Raw genomic sequence first — 253 nt, forward strand, 5'->3', positions numbered from 1 at the left:
GACGACGTGCATGTGCTTGTACCCTCTGTTGGGGAGATCGTAATAGCTTTTCCAGTCATCGGTAACAATAAGCGTGCCTGGCATAACCGACCTTTCGACGAAGCCGCAAAGCGACTTGGTGGTGCGATCCGGCACGACAGCGAGCCGTATTCGCCCCGCGTACCTGCCGTTCTTCCGCTTGTCGAGTTTGCCGCCCGGCTTGCGCTGATGCACCTCAACAGCACAAGCGACAAGGCTCATGTCGTGGACGCCA

At 58.1% G+C, this 253-nt stretch carries 1 protein-coding gene; it reads right to left on the bottom strand.

Annotation, left to right across the window (positions count from 1 at the left end):
• Positions 1-253, bottom strand: a 253-nt coding sequence (locus IV91_RS0111135) for a transposase (protein WP_150112465.1), incomplete at both ends; no start/stop codon positions are given.

Source organism: Ferrovum myxofaciens (genome assembly GCF_000735045.1).
Classification (GTDB): Bacteria; Pseudomonadota; Gammaproteobacteria; order Burkholderiales; family Ferrovaceae; genus Ferrovum; species Ferrovum myxofaciens.